The 18,176-nt window shown below is 62.9% G+C and carries 15 protein-coding genes and 1 pseudogene; 7 read left to right on the plus strand and 9 right to left on the minus strand.

Going from position 1 to position 18,176, the window contains the following annotated elements; genetic code table 11:
• Window positions 1–66: 66 nt before the first annotated feature.
• Window positions 67–792, minus strand: coding sequence for an FMN-dependent NADH-azoreductase (locus U8L64_RS08305; protein WP_333396044.1), 726 nt, complete (start codon window positions 790–792; stop codon window positions 67–69).
• A 117-nt stretch (window positions 793–909) separates the two neighbouring features.
• On the opposite strand from U8L64_RS08305, the gene U8L64_RS08310 reads away from it, so the two are divergent.
• Entirely contained in the window at window positions 910–1,818 is a 909-nt protein-coding gene (locus U8L64_RS08310) for a LysR substrate-binding domain-containing protein (protein WP_333396047.1), read from the plus strand.
• Window positions 1,819–1,831: 13 nt separating this feature from the next.
• On the opposite strand, the gene U8L64_RS08315 is transcribed toward U8L64_RS08310, so the two are convergent.
• From U8L64_RS08315 to U8L64_RS08335, 6 genes and pseudogenes are all read right to left on the minus strand, one after another.
• Window positions 1,832–2,500 (minus strand): hypothetical protein, encoded by a 669-nt coding sequence (locus U8L64_RS08315; protein ID WP_041104665.1) that lies wholly within the window; start codon window positions 2,498–2,500, stop codon window positions 1,832–1,834.
• A gap of 136 nt (window positions 2,501–2,636) precedes the next feature.
• On the minus strand, window positions 2,637–3,167 hold the full coding sequence (locus U8L64_RS08320) for an REP-associated tyrosine transposase (RefSeq protein ID WP_041104666.1): 531 nt from the start codon (window positions 3,165–3,167) through the stop codon (window positions 2,637–2,639).
• 184 nt (window positions 3,168–3,351) lie between these two features.
• Window positions 3,352–4,026 carry an FRG domain-containing protein gene (locus tag U8L64_RS20305; protein ID WP_442965279.1) on the minus strand — a complete coding sequence of 225 codons (675 nt, stop codon included), beginning with the start codon at window positions 4,024–4,026 and terminating at the stop codon, window positions 3,352–3,354.
• A 9-nt stretch (window positions 4,027–4,035) separates the two neighbouring features.
• Window positions 4,036–4,491: pseudogene (locus tag U8L64_RS20310) on the minus strand (exonuclease domain-containing protein); the annotation flags it as partial.
• Between the two features lie 107 nt (window positions 4,492–4,598).
• Entirely contained in the window at window positions 4,599–5,846 is a 1,248-nt protein-coding gene (locus U8L64_RS08330; protein ID WP_084904129.1) for a ribonucleotide-diphosphate reductase subunit beta, read from the minus strand.
• A gap of 309 nt (window positions 5,847–6,155) precedes the next feature.
• Complete coding sequence (locus U8L64_RS08335) at window positions 6,156–9,017, minus strand: ribonucleoside-diphosphate reductase subunit alpha (protein WP_333396062.1); 2,862 nt, start codon at window positions 9,015–9,017, stop codon at window positions 6,156–6,158.
• 681 nt (window positions 9,018–9,698) lie between these two features.
• Here U8L64_RS08335 and U8L64_RS08340 point away from each other — a divergent pair.
• Both U8L64_RS08340 and U8L64_RS08345 read left to right on the plus strand, forming a co-directional pair.
• Entirely contained in the window at window positions 9,699–10,418 is a 720-nt protein-coding gene (locus tag U8L64_RS08340) for a winged helix-turn-helix domain-containing protein (RefSeq protein ID WP_054093253.1), read from the plus strand.
• Between the two features lie 28 nt (window positions 10,419–10,446).
• A complete protein-coding gene (locus tag U8L64_RS08345) occupies window positions 10,447–12,063 on the plus strand; it encodes an ATP-binding protein (protein ID WP_234302519.1) in 1,617 nt (538 codons plus the stop codon).
• Between the two features lie 9 nt (window positions 12,064–12,072).
• Here the strand turns inward: U8L64_RS08345 and U8L64_RS08350 are convergent, their stop codons facing one another.
• Window positions 12,073–12,786 (minus strand): 4'-phosphopantetheinyl transferase family protein, encoded by a 714-nt coding sequence (locus U8L64_RS08350; protein ID WP_189328016.1) that lies wholly within the window; start codon window positions 12,784–12,786, stop codon window positions 12,073–12,075.
• 87 nt (window positions 12,787–12,873) lie between these two features.
• Between U8L64_RS08350 and pap the strand changes: the two genes are divergently transcribed.
• Together pap and U8L64_RS08360 are read left to right on the plus strand one after the other, a co-directional pair.
• On the plus strand, window positions 12,874–14,367 hold the full coding sequence (gene pap, locus U8L64_RS08355) for a polyphosphate:AMP phosphotransferase (RefSeq protein ID WP_054093250.1): 1,494 nt from the start codon (window positions 12,874–12,876) through the stop codon (window positions 14,365–14,367).
• Window positions 14,368–14,476: 109 nt separating this feature from the next.
• Window positions 14,477–15,661, plus strand: a complete 1,185-nt coding sequence (locus U8L64_RS08360; RefSeq protein WP_273526360.1) for a thiolase family protein — start codon at window positions 14,477–14,479, stop codon at window positions 15,659–15,661.
• A 137-nt stretch (window positions 15,662–15,798) separates the two neighbouring features.
• On the opposite strand, the gene U8L64_RS08365 is transcribed toward U8L64_RS08360, so the two are convergent.
• Complete coding sequence (locus U8L64_RS08365; RefSeq protein ID WP_333396073.1) at window positions 15,799–17,193, minus strand: class II fumarate hydratase; 1,395 nt, start codon at window positions 17,191–17,193, stop codon at window positions 15,799–15,801.
• Between the two features lie 146 nt (window positions 17,194–17,339).
• On the opposite strand from U8L64_RS08365, the gene U8L64_RS08370 reads away from it, so the two are divergent.
• Entirely contained in the window at window positions 17,340–17,846 is a 507-nt protein-coding gene (locus tag U8L64_RS08370) for a DUF2059 domain-containing protein (RefSeq protein ID WP_054093248.1), read from the plus strand.
• Window positions 17,847–17,856: 10 nt separating this feature from the next.
• Window positions 17,857–18,153, plus strand: a complete 297-nt coding sequence (locus U8L64_RS08375) for a BolA family protein (RefSeq protein ID WP_043297175.1) — start codon at window positions 17,857–17,859, stop codon at window positions 18,151–18,153.
• Window positions 18,154–18,176 lie beyond the last annotated feature (23 nt).

The following is an 18,176-nucleotide window of genomic DNA, read 5'->3' on the forward strand; positions in this document are numbered from 1 at the left end:
CTCGCCCGGTATCAGGTTGATGGAAGGTAGCGTGGAAAAACCAGCGTTTTCCACGCCCGGCTTGCATCACACCGGATCGGGTTCGGCCTGCCTCTGCTGCGTGTGGGGAGCGGGTGCCGCCACAGTCGCCTGCAGCCGCGCCACCAGCGCATCCACCTGACGCAGCGCTTCGGCCACCGAATTGGCCAGCAGCTCGCCACCGATTTCCTGGCCTTCGATGGCGATCTGATGGAGGCGGGTGATCCCAATGAAACCGAGCGCCGTCGCCAGGTTCGGCTCCAGATGGTTCATGTGCGCCATCGCCTCGCCCGGGTTGAAACCGATGCCGCCACGGGCGGTAAGGATGACCGCGTGCCGCTCCCGATCCGCCAGCATGGGCACGTAGGGATCGAGCGGGTTGCTCTCGTCCATGCCGACCGTGCGGTTCAGGCGCACCACCTGATCGATCCAGGCCTTGAGCGCCGCCGGCATGCCGAAGTTGTAGAGCGGCGTGCCGATGACCAGCACATCGGCGGCCAGCAGTTCGTCCACCAGCCTGTCGCTTTCGGCCAGCGCGTCGTTCATCCACGGCTCCCGGCGCTCCTCCGGCGTGAAGGCCGAGGCGATCCAGTCATGGCTGACGAAAGAGGGCGGGTTCTGGCCGATGTTCCGGTAGGTCACGTCATCCTGCGGGCGACGGGCCAGCCATTGACTGACGAAGCGCTGGCTGAGGTTGCGGCTGTGGGAGCCGTGCTCGTCCTTGCCGGCGAGGCCGGGGCGGGCGCTGGCGTCGAGGTGCAGAAGGTGCGTCATGGCGAATCTCCTCTGTGAAAGAATTCATCTGTCATTCGCGGCAGAGTCAGCCTAGGGCTAGGCTCTACAGGCGACAAACGACGATTTCTTTCGGATACAGATGAGGAAAACTCAGCCATGGCGCACCGTTGGTTGCCCTCGCTTTCCGCCTTGCGTGCCTTCGAAGCGGCCGCCCGCCACGAAAGCGCCAAGCAGGCCGCCGAGGAGCTGTCCGTCACGGCCACGGCGATCAGCCACCAGATTCGTTCGCTGGAGGAATCCCTCGGCGTGGCGCTGTTCCTGCGCAAACCGCGAAAGCTGGAGCTGACCGAGCCGGGACGGGAGCTGCAACAGACGCTGGAAGCTGCGTTCGACAGCATCAGCGCCACGGTCGAACGCCTCAGCGCGAAGCCCTGCCGCCAGGCGATCACCCTCAGCACCACACCGGCCATCGCGGTGCGCTGGCTGGTGCCCTGGGTCTGCCTGCTACGCGATTCGCATCCAGATATCGACCTGCGCTTCCATACCTCCCATGAACCGGTGGCGCTGGATGGCGTCACGGCGGATATCGCCATCCGCTACGGCGATGGCCGCTGGCCCGGGCTGGTGGCGGAGAAGCTGTTCGACAACACCTTCGTCCCGGTCTGCAGTCCGCACCTCGGCTTGCGGGATATTGCCGAGCTGCCCAAACACCCGTTGATCCACTTCCGTGCGCAAGCCGCCTTGTCCGCGCCGATTCATTGGGCGTCGTGGCAGAAGCTCGCCAATGTACCGGGGCTGGACGTCAGCGCCGGGCTGGTCTTCTCCGACGAGACCCACGCCATCTCCGCCGCCCTCGGCGCGCAGGGTGTGGCGCTAATGAGTCGGCAGCTGATCGAAGATGAACTGAGGGAAGGGCGGCTGGTGCAACCGTTCGGGCCGGAGATGGAGGGCAAGCCGTTTCATCTCGTATATCCGGAGAGCCGTCGGGATGATCCGACGGTTCGCGCGGTGAGGGAGTGGGTGATGAAGGTGCCGGGTGGGTTGTGTGAGTTGGCGGAGCAATAGCGGCAATGCCCACCTACTCGCTGCGTAGCTCCATTGCCGCCCGCTGGAGATCGCGCCTGACATATGCTCGATGCTGCGCTGGAACATGTATCCCGTCGAGGAAGACCCAGGCTATATAAAGGGCGCCTACGCAAAGGATGAGCGAAACTCCTGCGTAACCGGTTGAAAACCATGTGCTGATCTTAATGGCCTCGGTGGTCAAGGCAACCATAAGCCCGACTAGAAAGATGAAGAAGAAGTTCTGCGAAAGGCTGTATGGTTTGGGGGCGGATTCCATTAATGAATAGTATTCTGCTATTTTTGCGGCTCTCTGGGCAGTCCAGCCGGCTTCATTCAACTTGTCGCGAAATAGAACGTACTGAAATAATTCGTCCCTTTTGAATCTCGGCTGTTTGTTGATTTTTTCTGATCGATAAACAGGGCGGAATAAGTGACGGATGGCGTATTGGCGGCTCCAGTAAAGGCCAATTCCCCAAGGGATTAAAAGCATATAGGTTATGGCAGACCAGGGTAGGGGATTAAATGCCGAGTAGGCGCTCATTGCCATAAGCGACAATGTAAAAAATGCCATGATAATCATCGGTCGAGTCGCAGGATAAGACGAGCGGCTAAATAGCCTCTTCCGAACGTCTTTTCTAATCTGCTTATATAGAGAGTTGGCGTATGCGCAGTCTTTAAGCATGAGTTGTCCTTCGCTTGGATTCTTGGGTATTGACATTTTTTTGCGATGGCTGTGCCGGACAGGTTGTATGAATGATGGGACATTTCCGGCGTGCTTGCAGCCGTAGGGTGGAAAACGGCGAAGCCTTTTCCACGCGTCAGTCCGCATCACCCCCGAATCTCTCTGCCTCATCACCGCACCAATCAACTGGGTAGACCCCAGCTCCAACGGCTCGATGAAAACTCGAATAGGGCCAGTCGGCGACGCGCTCCACCAAGCCGTGCTTTAACGGATTTCGGTGCACATAGTCGACGTGATGCCGGTAATCCCGTTCATCCTGGACTAGGTGTTCCCAATAGCGCCGTTGCCAGATCCCACGTTCGCCGCGGGAGCGCTGAGTTGCCGTCAGCACCTCGGTCTTTGGCAGACGCCGGGCAAACGCAAATTTGATGACCTTCCAGCGCAGGGTGAAATCAGCGTCGCCATCCGGTAGCGTCCAGACGCAATGCATGTGGTCGGGCAGAACGACCCAGGCATCGATATGAAAAGGATGCCTTGAGCGGGTGGCACGCACCGTCTCGCGGAGCAGGTCAACATGGCGGACCAGCAGGTCGCTGCGACGGTTGAGCAGATTGACCGTGAAGAAATACGTGGCGCCCGGCACTTGGGCGCGGCGGTAGCGGGACATGGCGGCTCATCCTTGAGCGTTGTGTTGGCGGGAGGTCTGTATCGGTGGATAAGCAAAGCGTTATCCACCCTACGACATCTCAACCGCCCACACCGCCGACGCATCGATGTTGCCGGAGGTAGGGTGGAAAACTGCGAAGCATTTTCCACGCGTCACTTCCAGGCTACTCGCTGCGTTTCTTCGCTTAGTAGCCTTGCTGCTGTTTTATGTGTGCGCAAAGGCCATCCAAGTCTGGAAATATGGTTGAGTTATTGATGCCGTATTTTGATAGGCATTTTATAAAGGTCGGCTTTAATTTGCTGGGGATGATGAATTTTGTTATGGCGGGTTCGTCGATCTCTGGGTGAGAGTTCGGGTGGAGTGTAAAAGCTCCAGATTGTGCTGTTATTCGTTTTGAGCCATGTGATGGGAGAAAGACTACCGTTTTATCGAGTTTTGCGATGTTGATTTTTTCTTCGCGCTTGTACTCTCTGGCTTCGTAAAGGTAAACAGCCCCGTCTTTCTCTGGGTTTTCTTTTACGGCAAAGAAGCAGGCCACTAAAGGGCTAAAGCTCCAATCTAATAGGCGAGTGGGGAGGCCGTGATGTTGCGCGAGAGTGAGCCATTGAATTTCATTTTCTGGCTGCTTCTCTAGATGCGGGCGAGAGTGCGCTTTGAAAACCCACATCATTTTATCTTCTCTAATCAGATGTTCGTTTGAGTGGTGTCTGAATAAAGATGGGAGAAGTCTAAAGTTTCTATTTGATACGCCGCGGAAAAGATCGTTCGGATCGGTGTTGCTGACTTGCTCTAAGAAATCGTTTATATCTGTGATTATTATTTCGTTCTTTGTGGCTGATAGGTATGCATCAGCAAGAATTTCCGCATCTAGTAAGGCGCCATAGAGATTCTTTACTTCGCTGCGGTAAATTTCTTCTGCCTTTTTAAACGTGCTATATGCTGTTTGACTTAGTAGGGATTGTATTGTGCTTGGCTTTGTTTCTATTATTTGACTATTTTGTGGTTTTCTTCGTATTAATGAGAATTCATTTTCTAAAAATTTAGAGTCGTGCTCTTTGTTTAGGATGATTTCTGAGTTGCCTAGGAACTTTTCTAGATCTTCGGATATTGATATGAATTCGGGCTTGTCTTTCAGAAATTCATCTGTGATTCCGTGCTCGGCGATGAAGCTTTCTTCTATTTCCCTGTTCGGATTAATGTAGACGTGAAAGTGTTTCCCGGTCATTTTTCGGTTTTCTACTAAGACTCCGCCAATTTCTATTATGCGATGGCCTTCTGTAGGTGAAGAGCCGGTGGTCGATAGGCAGAGGAATATTTGTTTCATGGTTACCTAATAAAAAAGCCCCGCACTAGGCGGGGCTTCTTAATTCAGCTCTTCCCCTACATCCATGGCGGGCGTAGGTCGAACCGTATCGCAATATCATCTGGCCATCAATCCCAGCTCAACGCCCCACCCGTCTGATACTCAATCACCCGCGTCTCAAAGAAGTTCTTCTCCTTCTTCAGATCCATGATCTCGCTCATCCATGGGAACGGGTTGGTGGTGCCCGGATACTCTTCCTTCAGACCAATCTGCGTCAGACGACGGTTGGCGATGAACTTGAGGTAGTCCTCCATCATCGCGGCGTTCATGCCGAGTACGCCACGGGGCATGGTGTCGCGGGCGTATTCGATTTCCAGTTGGGTGCCCTGGAGGATCATCTGGGTCGCTTCGTCCTTCATTTCGGCGTCCCACAGGTGCGGGTTCTCGATCTTGATCTGGTTGATCATGTCGATGCCGAAGTTCAGGTGCATGGACTCGTCGCGCAGGATGTACTGGAACTGCTCGGCGGTGCCGGTCATCTTGTTGCGGCGGCCCATGGAGAGGATCTGGGTGAAGCCGCAGTAGAAGAAGATGCCTTCCAGTACGCAGTAGTAGGCGATGAGGTTCTTCAGGAACTGCTTGTCGGTCTCCGGGGTGCCGGTCTGGAAGGTCGGGTCGGAGATGGAGCGGGTGTACTTGAGGCCCCAGCTGGCCTTTTTCGCGACGCTCGGGATCTCGTGGTACATGTTGAAGATCTCGCCTTCATCCATGCCCAGCGATTCGATGCAGTACTGGTAGGCGTGGGTGTGGATCGCCTCTTCGAAGGCCTGGCGCAGGATGTACTGGCGGCACTCGGGGTTGGTGATCAGGCGGTAGGTGGCCAGCACGAGGTTGTTGGCGACCAGGCTGTCGGCGGTGGAGAAGAAGCCGAGGTTGCGCTTGACGATGCGGCGCTCGTCTTCGCTGAGGCCGTCCTTGCTCTTCCACAGGGCAATGTCGGCGTTCATGTTCACTTCCTGCGGCATCCAGTGGTTGGCGCAACCATCCAGATACTTCTGCCAGGCCCAGTCGTACTTGAAAGGGACGAGCTGGTTGAGGTCGGCACGGGCGTTGATCATGCGCTTCTCGTCGACGCGCACGCGGGCGGCTTCACCTTCCAGTTCGTTGAGGCCTTCGCGGATGTCCAGCTCGTCCAGCGCGCGCTTGGCGCGGGCGATGGCGTCGGAGTCGTCAGCGGCAACGGCGCGGGCTTCTTCCACGGAGCCGGCGGCTTCGTTGTCCAGCTTGGCGGCGGTCTGGCTCGCAGGCTGCGCGGCAGCAGTGGCCGGCGCGGCGGTGGTGGTTTCTTCTTCGTCGAATTCGTCCCAGCTCAGCATGTGCGGTTGCTCCTGATTGGGGACCGGGGCTTGGCCGGTCGGATGTATGGGGTGGCTTTTGGTTTGCACGCAAAAGCGCGGAATCTGGTTTGGTGTTGCGGGCCATCGAGTGGGACAACGGTGGATGTGGAAAGCGACATCCACCCTACGAATCAGCCCACAACTTCCACTCGGTGCGAGGGCGGAGCTGGGCGAGTGAGCGCAAGGCGCCTGTCGAGTCGGAACCCCTGAGCGTACAGCTGTACGTGATGGGGTCCGGCTCGGCAGGCAACGCGGCGATCGCCGTCCAGATGCGTCCGCCTCCCTTTGTTACTGGCAGGCTTCGCAGTCGGGATTATCGATGGAACACGCCTGCGGCACCGGCGCCGGCTTCGGCTCGGCACTCAGGCTTTCGTCGATCACCGAACTCACGGCATTCAGCTTGCCGGTGTTGATGGTGGACTTCTCGGTGCTGGTTGCGGCCAGGGCACGGAGGTAGTAAGTGGTCTTCAGGCCACGGTACCAGGCCATGCGGTAGGTCACGTCGAGCTTCTTGCCGCTGGCGCCGGCGATGTAGAGGTTCAGCGACTGGGCCTGGTCGATCCACTTCTGGCGGCGGCTGGCCGCCTCGACGATCCACTTGGTTTCCACTTCGAAGGCGGTGGCGTACAGGTCCTTCAGGTCCTGTGGGATGCGTTCGATCTGCTGCACCGAGCCGTCGTAGTACTTGAGGTCGTTGACCATGACCGGGTCCCACAGGCCGCGGGCCTTGAGGTCGTGGACCAGGTACGGGTTGATCACCGTGAACTCGCCGGACAGGTTCGATTTGACGTACAGGTTCTGGTACGTCGGCTCGATGGACTGCGACACGCCAACGATGTTGGAGATGGTCGCGGTCGGCGCGATGGCCATGATGTTGGAGTTGCGGATGCCTTTCTTCACGCGCTCGCGCACCGGCGCCCAGTCCAGCGATTCGGAGAGGTCGACGTCGATGTACTTCTGGCCACGGGCCTCGATGAGGATCTGCTGGGAATCCAGCGGCAGGATGCCCTTGGACCACAGCGAGCCTTCGAAGCTGGAGTAGGCGCCACGCTCGTCGGCTAGGTCACAGGAGGCCTGGATGGCGTAGTAGCTGATGGCTTCCATGGACTTGTCGGCGAAGTCGATGGCGGCATCGGAACCGTAGGCGATGTGCTGCAGGTACAGCGCGTCCTGGAAGCCCATGATGCCCAGGCCCACCGGACGGTGCTTGAAGTTGGCGTTCTGCGCCTGCGGCACGCTGTAGTAGTTGATGTCGATGACGTTATCGAGCATGCGCACGGCGGTGCGCACGGTGCGCTCCAGCTTGGCCGCGTCCAGCTTGCCGTCGACGATGTGGTTGACCAGGTTGATCGAGCCCAGGTTGCAGACGGCGATCTCGTCCTTGTTGGTGTTCAGGGTGATCTCGGTGCACAGGTTGGAGCTGTGCACCACGCCGACGTGCTGCTGCGGGCTGCGCAGGTTGCACGGGTCCTTGAAGGTCAGCCACGGGTGGCCGGTCTCGAACAGCATCGAGAGCATCTTGCGCCACAGGTCCTTGGCCGGCAGGGTCTTGAACAGCTTGATCTTGCCGTACTTGGTCAGCTCCTCGTAGTACTCGTAACGCTCCTCGAAGGCGCGGCCGGTGAGGTCGTGCAGGTCGGGTACGTCGGACGGGGAGAACAGCGTCCAGGGGCCGTCATCGAACACGCGCTTCATGAACAGGTCCGGAATCCAGTTCGCGGTGTTCATGTCGTGGGTACGGCGACGGTCGTCACCGGTGTTCTTGCGCAGCTCGAGGAATTCCTCGATGTCCAGGTGCCAGGTTTCCAGGTAGGCGCAGACCGCGCCCTTGCGCTTGCCGCCCTGGTTGACCGCCACGGCGGTGTCGTTGACCACTTTCAGGAACGGCACGACGCCCTGGCTCTTGCCGTTGGTACCCTTGATGTAGGCACCCAGTGCGCGCACCGGGGTCCAGTCGTTGCCCAGGCCGCCGGCGAATTTGGACAGCAGGGCGTTATCGCGGATGGCATCGTAGATGCCGCCTAGGTCGTCCGGCACGGTGGTGAGGTAGCACGAGGACAGCTGCGGACGCAGGGTGCCGGCGTTGAACAGGGTCGGCGTCGAGGCCATGTAGTCGAAGGATGACAACAGGTTGTAGAACTCGATGGCGCGCGCTTCTTTCTGCTCTTCCTCGATGGCCAGGCCCATGGCGACGCGCATGAAGAAGATCTGCGGCAGTTCGAAGCGGACGTTGTCCTTGTGGATGAAGTAGCGGTCGTACAGGGTCTGCAGGCCGAGGTAGGTGAACTGCTGGTCACGCTCGTGGTTCAGTGCCGCGCCCAGCTTGGCCAGGTCGTAGCTCTTCAGCTTGGAATCGAGCAGCTCGAACTCGACGCCTTTCTCGATGTAGGCCGGCAGGGCTTTGGCGTAAAGATCGGCCATCTCGTGGTGAGTGGCGGACTCGGCTACGCCGAGGAAGCCCAGGGCTTCGGCACGCAGGGTGTCCATCAGCAGGCGCGCAGTGACCTGGCTGTAGTTCGGCTCACGCTCGACCAGGGTGCGGGCGGTCATCACCAGCGCGGTGTTGACGTCCTTCTCGGCCACGCCGTCGTAGAGGTTCTTCAGGGTCTCGCGCTCGATCAGCGCGCCATCGACTTCGGCCAGGCCTTCGCAGGCCTCGGAGATGATGGTCTGCAGGCGGCCCATGTCCAGCGGCTGCTGGCTGCCATCGGCGCGGGTGACGCGAATGCTCGGGTGCGGCTGGGCGATGTCGCTGCTGCCGCTGGCGCTCTTGCGCTTGACGGCCTGGGCTTCGCGGTAGATCACGTAGTCACGGGCGACCTTCTGCTCGCCGGCACGCATCAGGGCCAGTTCGACCTGGTCCTGGATTTCCTCGATGTGGATGGTGCCGCCCGAAGGCATGCGACGGCGGAAGGTGGCGGTGACCTGCTCGGTCAGACGCGCGACGGTGTCGTGGATGCGCGAGGAAGCGGCAGCGTTACCGCCTTCCACTGCGAGAAAGGCCTTGGTGATGGCGACGGTGATTTTGTCGTCGGTGTAGGGGACGACAGTACCGTTGCGCTTGATCACGCGCAGCTGGCCCGGGGCGGTAGCCGCCAGATCCGGTGCATCGGCTGACAGCGGGTTCTCGCGAGTGGATGGGTTCTGCATGGGGGCTCCGGATTCTCTCTTGGTCGCGGTAATGGTTCTGGATGGGCTTGTGCCCGCAAGGTTGGTTCAGGTCGAGCGTTGCTGTTCGGTTAGCGCCAATGACGTCGGTCAAGGGCGCAAGAATGTCGGGAAGAATAGCTTCGTGAAAAACACTGTCAACACAATATCTAGTGCCTGTGGATTCGGTCCGTACTATCGGTGCGAGCGGTTGGGGTTGGCAGGCTGTCGCGCAGGACCCGGCATTTGAGCGTCGCATGCGGCTCTGCTCGCGCGGCTGTTGGCGAGTTGCAGGCCGACGGAAGGTGACAAGTGGCATCGCCAAGCCATTTGTGTCTCTGGTTGAGCTAAACCCCAATATATGGGGTTCAGGCTGCGAGGGGGCGACACCTTAATGCCGCTGGCGTGCCTTTGCAACCGGCGTTCGCTGAACAAGCTGTGGATAAGATGTGGGTGCTTTGTGGGTTAAAAAGTGCTGCGTCAGGCAAACCCGCGCACCATCGGAGCCAGCCCCAAGGCCGGAAAAAAGAGGACTGTCCGCGCCACTCGTCGCGTCGACGCGAAAAGCGGCCATCACTATATGTTGTGTTTGTGACAGGCAGGTTCTGCAGGCTCCTTCCCGGGCGCGGTTGGGTACAATGCGCCGGCGTTCGGATCGGTCTGGCAGTGTCGGCGGAGGCATCAATGGAGCAGGAAACGTGGCGAATCCTCATCGTCGAGGATGATCGGCGGCTGGCGGAGTTGACTCAGGAATACCTGCAGGGCGATGGCGCATTCGAGGTGTCCATCGAGGCCGACGGCGCGCGCGCGGTCGAGCGCATCGTCAGCGAGCGTCCCGATCTGGTGGTGCTCGACCTGATGCTGCCCGGCGAGGATGGCATGTCCATCTGCCGGCGCGCGCGTGAACAGTATGACGGGCCGATCCTGATGCTCACCGCGCGTGCCGATGACCTGGATCAGGTGCTGGGCCTGGAAACCGGCGCCGACGACTATGTGTGCAAGCCGGTGCGCCCGCGCCTCTTGCTGGCGCGCATCCGTGCGTTGCTGCGGCGGCGCGACACGCCGGAAGCAGCGGGCAGCGCCAAGCGCCTGCAGTTCGGCCCGCTGGTGGTCGACAGCGCGTTGCGCGAGGCCTGGCTGCGTGAAAAGCAGATCGAGCTGACCGGGGCCGAGTTCGACCTGCTCTGGCTGCTGACCTCCAACGCCGGCCGCATCCTCTCGCGCGAGGAGATCTTCGCCCAGTTGCGCGGCATCGAATACGACGGCCAGGATCGCTCCATCGACGTGCGCATCTCGCGCATCCGGCCGAAGATCGGCGACGACCCGGAGCATCCGCGCCTGATCAAGACCGTGCGCGGCAAGGGCTACCTGTTCGTCTCCGAAGCCGCCGAGGCGCTGGCCTGACGTGCCGCGCCCGCAGAGCGCTGTCTGAATGAATTCGATCTTCCTGCGCATCTATGGCGGCGTGCTGGCGGTGCTGGTGCTGGTGGCGCTGCTGGGTGCCGGCGGCCTGCAGCTGCTCAACGAGGTGCGTGCCGATGCGCACCGCGAGCGTCTGGCCGGCGGCACTTTTCGTCTGATGGCGCACAACATGAGCAGCATGACCCCGGTGGAGCGGCGCCAGGCGGCCAACCTCTGGGGGCGCCTGCTCGGCATTCCGCTGCGGGTGCGCACGCTGGACGACGTCGATCTCGATGACCGTCTGGAGACGCGTCTGCTGCGCGGTCAGGTGCTGGTCGAACAGCTGCGCCCGCGCAGCACCACGGTGTTCAGCCTGGTCAGCGCCCGCGACGGGCTGGTGCTCACCGGCGAGGTCGAGCAGGTCAGCGAGCAGCTGGCGCGGGCGACCATCTACCTGCTGATCGACGAGCTGATCCGCTATCCCGAGAACGAGCAGCCGCGGCATCTGGCCGAACTCAAGGAAGCGCGCGGTTTCGGCTATCCGCTGCAGCTGCTGACACGCGACAGCGCCAACCTCGACGACGACCAGCGTCGGCGCCTCGACGAGGGCGACACGGTGATGGCGCTGGACCAGGGCGGCGGCGCCATCCGCGTGTTCGCCGCCGTCGCCGGTACCTCGTGGATCATGCAGCTCGGCCCGCTGTATCCGCTGGATGCCTATCCGCCGCATCTGCTGCTGCTGATCGGCCTGCTCGGTCTGTCGCTGATCGGGCTGACCGTCTACCTGCTGGTACGCCAGCTCGAGCAGCGCCTCAGCGTGCTGGAGGCGGCGGCCACGCGTATCGCCAGCGGCAACCTGAGCGCGCATGTGCCCGATGCCGGCAGCGATTCGGTGGGGCGTCTGGCGGCAGCGTTCAACCTCATGGCCAAGCAGCTGCAGCGCCTGCTGGCGGTGCAGCGCGAGATGGTCAGCGCGGTGGCGCATGAACTGCGCACGCCGGTGGCGCGCCTGCGCTTCGGCCTGGAGATGAGCGCCGACGCGCAGAGCGACGAGGCGCGGCGCAAGCATCTGGCGGGTATGGATGCCGATATCGACGATCTCGACCGGCTGGTGGACGAGATGCTGGTGTACACCCGCCTGGAACAGGGACTGCCGACGCTGAAGTTCGCGCCGGTGGACCTGGAGGCGCTGGTCGATCAGGTCATCGGCGAGCTGGCGCCGCTGCGTCCGGCGATCCGTATCGAGCGCGGTCACTGCGTGCCGGCGGCGGACGGCAGCAGCCGCGCTGACGCCGAGCTGCAATACCTGCGCCGTGCGCTGAGCAACCTGATCAGCAACGCGGCCCGCCATGCCGAAACGCAGGTGCGGGTGAGCTACGCCTTCGATGCCGGGCAGGTCTGGCTGCGCGTCGAGGACGACGGCCCCGGCGTGCCGGAGGCGGACTGGGAGCGCGTGTTCACTCCCTTCCTGCGCCTGGACGACAGCCGTACGCGGGCTTCCGGCGGGCATGGACTGGGGCTTTCCATCGTGCGGCGGATCATCTACTGGCACGGCGGTCGCGCGCTGATCGGTCGCAGCGAACTGGGTGGCGCCTGCTTCAGCCTGCGCTGGCCCAGTCGCCACACGCCGCGGGCCGGCAAGGCCTGAGCGCGTCGGTCACGCGGGAATGCTCACCAGCGTCAGCAGATAGTCGTCGAACGCATTGAACTGGCCTTCCAGCTCCGTGCCGCGGCGCCATTGCGTCGACAGTTCGGTGAGCAGGCGCAGGCGCACGAAGCCGCTGGCGTCGCAGGCCACCAGTTCGGCGTCTTGGAAATAGAAGCGCCGCTTGACTAGCGGATAGAGCGCCTTGAACAGGCTTTCCTTGAGCGAGAACGTCAGCGTCACCCGCTGCGCGCGCTGCACGGCGGGCAGCGCGGCGTAGCCTTGCAACTCGTCTGCGGTGAGGATCTCGCTCGCCAGCCGGTCGGCCCGCTCGGGCTCCAGTTGCTGCTCGATATCCAGCCCCAGGCCGCGCCAGGCCTGCTGGTGCGCGACCACCACGCCGGCCCAGCCGGCACCGTGGGTGATCGAGCCGACCACACCGGCGGGCCAGCATGGCGAGCGATCGGCCGCAACCGTCGGCACCGCTGGCGCGCCGGTCAACCGCAGCAGTGCCTGACGGGCGCACAGCCGGCCGGCGAGGAATTCCGCCTGGCGCTTGCTCACGCCTCGCGGTGTCGGGATGCCCCAACGCGGAAAATCTTCCGGATCGAGCAACGCCGGATCGAAGCGCGTGCTCAGCAGATGCACGCCGGCCAACGCGCGCGGCAGCGGCCAGCGGTCATCCAGGGCGGTGCAGCAGCGGGGCAGGGGTGGGTGCGCGTTCATGCCGCGCATTGTGCCTCAAGCACGCCGCTCGCGCGCGCCGCCACCGGCCTGCTAGGGTGAACGGCATTGCCAGACAGGGAGAAAGCGATGTTTGAATCCGCCGAGATTGGCCACGCGGTCGACAAGGCCACCTACGACGCCGAAGTGCCGGTGCTGCGCGAAGCGCTGCTGCAGGCGCAGTACCGACTGCGCGAACAGGCGCGCTTTCCGATGCTGATCCTGATCAACGGCATCGAAGGCGCCGGCAAGGGCGAGACGGTCAAGCTCCTCAATGAATGGATGGACCCGCGGCTGATCACCGTCGAGAGCTTCGAGGTGCCGAGCGACGAGGAGCTGTCGCGTCCGCCAGCCTGGCGTTACTGGCGGCGTATGCCGCCCAAGGGGCATACCGGCATCTTCTTCGGCGACTGGTACAGCAAAATGCTCGAGGACCGCGTGCACGGGCGCATCGACAAGGCCGAACTGGAGCTGGCCATCGCCCGCGCGCAGCGGCTGGAGCGCATGCTCTGCGACGAGGGCACGCTGATCTTCAAGTTCTGGTTCCACCTGTCCAAGGCGCAGATGAAGGCGCGCCTGGATTCGCTCAAGGACGACCCGCTGCATAGCTGGCGCATCAGCCCGCTGGACTGGCAGCAATCGAAGACCTACGACAAGTTCGTGCGCTATGGCGAGCAGGTGTTGCGCCGCAGCAGCCGCGACTTCGCGCCTTGGTACGTGATCGAGGGCGTCGACGAGCGTTACCGCAGCCTGGCGGTCGGCCGGCTGCTGCTCGAGGGACTGCAGGCCGCGCTGGCAGCGGCGGAACAACCGGTGAATGGAATTTCGCATCCACATTCGGCGCCGCTCGCGCTGGACCTCGACCGCCTGACGCTGCTCGGCAGCCTCGACCTCAGCCAGAAGCTCGACAAGGACAGCTATCAGCTGCAGCTCGCCGAGGAGCAGGCGCGCCTGTCGCGGCTGTTGCGTGATCGGCGCATCCGCAAGCGTGGCGTGCTGGCGTTGTTCGAGGGGCACGATGCGGCCGGCAAGGGAAGCGCCATCCGCCGGGTCACCGGGGCGCTCGATCCGCGTCTGTACCGCACCGTGCAGATCGCCGCACCGAGCGAGGACGAACGCGCCCAGCCCTGGCTGTGGCGCTTCTGGCGCAACGTGCCGGAGCGCGGCAAGTTCACTATCTTCGACCGCTCCTGGTACGGCCGCGTGCTGGTCGAACGCGTCGAGGGCTTCTGCACGCCGGACGAGTGGTTGCGTGCCTACAGCGAGATCAACGACTTCGAGGAGCAGCTGGTGGACGCCGGCGTGGTGCTGGTGAAGTTCTGGCTGTCGATCGATCAGGACACCCAGCTCCAGCGTTTCAAGGAGCGCGAGGAGACGCCCTTCAAGCGCTTCAAGATCACCGAGGAGGACTGGCGCAACCGCGAGAAGTGGGACGCCTATGCCGGTGCCGTGGCCGACATGGTCGACCGTACCAGTACCGAGATTGCCCCCTGGACGCTGGTCGAGGCCAACGACAAGCGCTTCGCCCGGGTCAAGGTGCTGCGCACGCTCAACGAGGCGCTGGAGGCGGCCATCGCCCGGTAACGGCAGCGCACGATGGTCATGCATAGGCGGGCTGAATGGTCATCGTCAGCGCCGCGCGGGCACCTCTATGCTCGGCGCAACGCCAACAACAAGATCACCGAGGTGAGCCATGCGTGAAGTGGTAATCGTCGACAGCGTGCGGACCGGCCTGGCCAAGTCTTTTCGCGGCAAGTTCAACATGACCCGTCCCGACGACATGGCGGCGCATTGCGTCGATGCGCTGCTGACGCGCAACGGCCTCGATCCGCGGGTGGTCGAGGACTGCATCGTCGGCGCCGGTTCCAACGAGGGCGCGCAGGGCTACAACATCGGGCGCAACGTCGCGGTGCTGTCGGGGCTGGGCATCGACTGCCCGGGCATGACGCTCAACCGTTATTGCTCGTCGGGCCTGCAGGCCATCGCCATCGCCGCCAACCAGATCGCCTCCGGCTGCAGCGACGTGATCGTCGCCGGCGGGGTGGAATCGATCACCCTCACGGCCAAGAGCCGCAACACCGACCACCTCTACAATCCGATCATCCAGGAGCGGGTGCCCGGCATTTACCACAGCATGGGCCAGACCGCCGAGCTGGTCGCCCGCCGCTACAACGTCACCCGCGAGCAGCAGGACCGCTACGCGCTGCAGAGCCAGCAGCGCACCGCGCGGGCGCAGGCCGAGGGTCTGTTCGTCGACGAGATCGTGCCGATGCAGGTGCGCTATTTCACCGAGGACAAGGCCACCGGCGAGCGGACCGAGCACGACGGCGTGGTCGATCGCGATGACTGCAACCGCCCGGATACCAGCTACGAAAGCCTGGCCGGGCTCAAGCCGGCATTCGCCGAGGACGGCTCGGTGACCGCCGGCAACGCCTCGCAGCTCTCCGATGGGGCTTCGATGACCCTGGTGATGAGCCTGCAGAAGGCCATCGAACTGGGCCTGAAGCCGCGCGCGTTCTTCCGTGGCTTCACCGTCGCCGGGTGCGAGCCGGAGGAGATGGGCATCGGTCCGGTGTATTCGGTGCCGCGCCTGCTCAAGGCCAAGGGGCTGAAGATCGACGACATCGACCTCTGGGAGCTCAACGAAGCCTTCGCCTCGCAGTGCCTGTACTGCCGGGACAAGCTGGAAATCGACAACGAGAAGTTCAACGTCAACGGCGGTTCGATTTCCATCGGCCACCCGTTCGGCATGACCGGCTCGCGCACCGCCGGCCACCTGATCCGCGAGCTGCAGCGGCGTAACCTGCGCTACGGCGTGGTGACCATGTGCGTCGGTGGCGGCATGGGCGCTTCGGGGCTGTTCGAAGCGGTGCGCTGAGGGCGAGGGCGAGGCGTTCTGGCAAACCGGTGGATGGCTGCGGCCATCCACCCTACGCTCCGACCGGATTCCGTAGGGTGGATAACCGCGCAGCGTTATCCACCGGCGGAGTCGCCCGCCGCATCAGGCGAGCCTGCTCAACCCTGCTTGCCGGATTCGAGCATGCTTTCCGGGCGCACCCACTGGTCGAACTCCTCATCGGTCAAGTAGCGCAGCTCCAGCGCCGCCTCGCGCAGCGTCTTGTTCTCGGCGTAGGCCTTCTTGGCGATCTCCGCTGCTTTGTCGTAGCCGATGTGCGGGTTCAAGGCGGTGACCAGCATCAGCCCTCGCTCCAGGTGCTCGGCCATGCGCGTCGGGTCCGGCTCCAACCCCACCACGCAGTGCGTGTTGAAATTGCGGCAGCCATCGGCCAGCAGGCGGATCGATTGCAGCAGGTTGTGGATGATCACCGGTTTGAACACGTTGAGCTGCAGGTGACCCTGGCTGGCAGCGAAACCGATGGTCACGTCGTTGCCCATCACCTGGCAGGCGAGCATCGACAGCGCCTCGCACTGGGTCGGATTGACCTTGCCGGGCATGATCGAACTGCCGGGCTCGTTGGCCGGCAGCCGCACTTCGGCGAAGCCGCCGCGCGGACCGGAGCCGAGCAGGCGCAGGTCGTTGGCGATCTTTATCAGTGCCACGGCGAGCGTCTTCAGCGCGCCGGACAGCGCCACCAGCGGTTCGTGGCCCGACAGCGCGGCGAACTTGTTCGGCGCCGAGACGAAGGGCAATCCCGACAGCGCCGCCAGTTCCGCCGCAATGGCCTCGGCGAAGCCGTGCGGCGCGTTCAGCCCGGTGCCCACCGCCGTGCCGCCCTGGGCCAGCTCGTAGACCGCTGGCAGGGCATGGCGAATCGCTTGTTCGGCGATATCCAGCTGGGCGACGAAGGCCGACAGTTCCTGGCCGAAGGTGATCGGCGTGGCATCCATCATGTGCGTGCGCCCGGTCTTGACCAGCTTGCCATAGCGTGCCGCCTGCTCGGCGAGGCCGCCGGACAGCTCGGCGATGGCGGGCAGCAACTGGTCATGGATCGCCTTCGCGGTGGCGATGTGCATCGCCGTGGGGAAGCAGTCGTTGGAACTCTGCGCGCGGTTGACGTGATCGTTGGGGTGCACCGGGCTCTTGCCGCCGCGAGTGCCGCCGGCCAGCTCGTTGGCGCGCCCGGCGATCACCTCGTTGACGTTCATGTTGCTCTGCGTGCCGCTGCCGGTTTGCCAGACCACCAGCGGAAACTGGTCGTCATGCTGGCCGTGCAGCACCTCGTCGGCGGCCTGTTCGATCAGCCGGGCCACGTCGGGTGGCAGGTCGCCGATGCGGTCGTTGACCCGCGCCGCGGCCTTCTTGATCAGCGTCAGCGCGTGCAGCACGGCCAGCGGCATGCGCTGGTCGCCAATGGCGAAATTGACCAGCGAGCGCTGCGTCTGCGCCCCCCAGTAGGCCTGCTCGGGTACCTCGATCGGGCCCAGACTGTCGGTTTCAGTGCGTGTCATGCCGTGCTCCTGATGAGTGATCGAAGGTTAGGCTGCCGGGCGGCACTACGGGTTCCGTGCGGCGGGACCGGTTCTTGAGGCATTGGAACTCCGGGCGCAGAATGTGTCCATTGAGGGCTACCTATCGCCCATTCAGGAAAAATCCAATGTCCATGTTGCGTGTTTTCAGTGTCTGCACCGCCCTCATTCTCTCCCTTGCCAGCGTCGCGGCTAATGCCGACCAGGCCAGCCATGCGCGCAATGCCGAGCGCTTCCTGCAGCTGGCCAACGCCGACCGGCTCGCCGTGCCGGTGTATGCCCAGGTGCAGCAGATGTTCGCCCAGCGTTTCGCCGAAACCCAGGCGCCGGAGAACAAGAAGGCGCTGCTCGAGCGCTATCAGGCCAAGGCCAATACGGCGCTGGATCAAGCCATCGGCTGGAAGAAGCTCGAGCCCGAGCTGGTCAGCATATACACCTCGCAGTTCACCGAGCGGGAGCTGGCCGAGCTGATCGAGTTCTACGAATCGCCGCTGGGCAAGAAGATGCTCGACAAGCTGCCGGAACTCAACGCGCGTTCGGCCCAGCTGACGCAGAAGAAGCTCGAAGCCGCCGTGCCGGAAGTGAACAAGCTGTTGGCCGAGATGACGGCCGAACTCGATACCCAGAAGCCCTGATGGAGCCAGAATGTCCAAGCTCGAACTGATTCAGAACGCCCTGCAGGCGCTCGAACCGCAGCACCTCGAGGTGTTCGATGAGAGCCACATGCACAGCCGCGGTCGCGAAACGCACTACAAGGCGGTGATCGTCAGCCAGCAGTTCGCCGGGCTGAACTCGGTCAAGCGTCATCAGAAGGCCTACGCCGCAATGGGCGAACTGATGCCGCAGGTGCACGCGCTGGCGCTGCACACCTACACCCCCGAAGAGTGGGCGCAGCAGAGCGCCGTGCCGGCCTCGCCGGTGTGCGCCGGCGGGCACAAGTAACCTCGCCGAGGTCGTTCGGCGCC

Origin of the sequence: Pseudomonas sp. FIP_A4, from assembly GCF_036701605.1 — a bacterium.
Lineage (GTDB): Bacteria > Pseudomonadota > Gammaproteobacteria > Pseudomonadales > Pseudomonadaceae > Stutzerimonas > Stutzerimonas phenolilytica.

Excerpts from the sequence above, each read along its gene's own strand:
- U8L64_RS08335 (WP_333396062.1), bottom strand. The coding sequence starts at position 9,017 with ATGCAGAACCCATCCACTCGCGAGAACCCGCTGTCAGCCGATGCACCG.
- U8L64_RS08365 (WP_333396073.1), bottom strand. The coding sequence starts at position 17,193 with ATGACACGCACTGAAACCGACAGTCTGGGCCCGATCGAGGTACCCGAG.
- U8L64_RS08375 (WP_043297175.1), top strand. The coding sequence starts at position 17,857 with ATGTCCAAGCTCGAACTGATTCAGAACGCCCTGCAGGCGCTCGAACCG.
- U8L64_RS08340 (WP_054093253.1), top strand. The coding sequence starts at position 9,699 with ATGGAGCAGGAAACGTGGCGAATCCTCATCGTCGAGGATGATCGGCGG.
- U8L64_RS08370 (WP_054093248.1), top strand. The coding sequence starts at position 17,340 with ATGTCCATGTTGCGTGTTTTCAGTGTCTGCACCGCCCTCATTCTCTCC.
- U8L64_RS08350 (WP_189328016.1), bottom strand. The coding sequence starts at position 12,786 with ATGAACGCGCACCCACCCCTGCCCCGCTGCTGCACCGCCCTGGATGAC.
- pap (WP_054093250.1), top strand. The coding sequence starts at position 12,874 with ATGTTTGAATCCGCCGAGATTGGCCACGCGGTCGACAAGGCCACCTAC.
- U8L64_RS08345 (WP_234302519.1), top strand. The coding sequence starts at position 10,447 with ATGAATTCGATCTTCCTGCGCATCTATGGCGGCGTGCTGGCGGTGCTG.
- U8L64_RS08305 (WP_333396044.1), bottom strand. The coding sequence starts at position 792 with ATGACGCACCTTCTGCACCTCGACGCCAGCGCCCGCCCCGGCCTCGCC.
- U8L64_RS08315 (WP_041104665.1), bottom strand. The coding sequence starts at position 2,500 with ATGCTTAAAGACTGCGCATACGCCAACTCTCTATATAAGCAGATTAGA.
- U8L64_RS08360 (WP_273526360.1), top strand. The coding sequence starts at position 14,477 with ATGCGTGAAGTGGTAATCGTCGACAGCGTGCGGACCGGCCTGGCCAAG.
- U8L64_RS08320 (WP_041104666.1), bottom strand. The coding sequence starts at position 3,167 with ATGTCCCGCTACCGCCGCGCCCAAGTGCCGGGCGCCACGTATTTCTTC.
- U8L64_RS08330 (WP_084904129.1), bottom strand. The coding sequence starts at position 5,846 with ATGCTGAGCTGGGACGAATTCGACGAAGAAGAAACCACCACCGCCGCG.
- U8L64_RS08310 (WP_333396047.1), top strand. The coding sequence starts at position 910 with ATGGCGCACCGTTGGTTGCCCTCGCTTTCCGCCTTGCGTGCCTTCGAA.